Source organism: Cupriavidus sp. IDO (genome assembly GCF_000812465.1).
Classification (GTDB): Bacteria; Pseudomonadota; Gammaproteobacteria; order Burkholderiales; family Burkholderiaceae; genus Cupriavidus.
The window spans coordinates 1-1,185 of sequence record NZ_JWMA01000137.1 but is presented as its reverse complement, the minus strand read 5'-3'; the positions used below and the strand labels follow the sequence as shown (position 1 = coordinate 1,185).

1 rRNA gene is annotated in these 1,185 nt (G+C 53.8%); it reads left to right on the top strand.

The annotated features are described in order from the left end of the window. Positions 1-206 precede the first annotated feature (206 nt). Positions 207-1,185 (top strand): 16S ribosomal RNA (locus tag RM96_RS28650); the annotation flags it as partial.

The following is a 1,185-nucleotide window of genomic DNA, read 5'->3' as shown; positions in this document are numbered from 1 at the left end:
CGAGTTCTTTAACAACCAAACAACCGATAAGTGTGGGCGCTTGGTAGCGGATGCCCGAGGTCTTCGGACTTCGGAAGCTTCAAAAGTTATCAGTGCTCGCACAGTAAAACATGTTCGGTTCATCTTCGGATGGATCGAGTCAGTTTTCTGAGAGTGAGCGACCGCTCGAAAGAGCGAGGGAGCCGCGAGGCTTCCACACAGAGATTGAACTGAAGAGTTTGATCCTGGCTCAGATTGAACGCTGGCGGCATGCCTTACACATGCAAGTCGAACGGCAGCACGGGGGCAACCCTGGTGGCGAGTGGCGAACGGGTGAGTAATACATCGGAACGTGCCCTGTTGTGGGGGATAACTAGTCGAAAGATTAGCTAATACCGCATACGACCTGAGGGTGAAAGCGGGGGACCGTAAGGCCTCGCGCAATAGGAGCGGCCGATGTCTGATTAGCTAGTTGGTGGGGTAAAGGCCCACCAAGGCGACGATCAGTAGCTGGTCTGAGAGGACGATCAGCCACACTGGGACTGAGACACGGCCCAGACTCCTACGGGAGGCAGCAGTGGGGAATTTTGGACAATGGGGGCAACCCTGATCCAGCAATGCCGCGTGTGTGAAGAAGGCCTTCGGGTTGTAAAGCACTTTTGTCCGGAAAGAAATGGCCTGGGTTAATACCTCGGGTCGATGACGGTACCGGAAGAATAAGCACCGGCTAACTACGTGCCAGCAGCCGCGGTAATACGTAGGGTGCGAGCGTTAATCGGAATTACTGGGCGTAAAGCGTGCGCAGGCGGTTTTGTAAGACAGGCGTGAAATCCCCGAGCTTAACTTGGGAATGGCGCTTGTGACTGCAAGGCTAGAGTATGTCAGAGGGGGGTAGAATTCCACGTGTAGCAGTGAAATGCGTAGAGATGTGGAGGAATACCGATGGCGAAGGCAGCCCCCTGGGACGTCACTGACGCTCATGCACGAAAGCGTGGGGAGCAAACAGGATTAGATACCCTGGTAGTCCACGCCCTAAACGATGTCAACTAGTTGTTGGGGATTCATTTCTTCAGTAACGTAGCTAACGCGTGAAGTTGACCGCCTGGGGAGTACGGTCGCAAGATTAAAACTCAAAGGAATTGACGGGGACCCGCACAAGCGGTGGATGATGTGGATTAATTCGATGCAACGCGAAAAACCTTACCT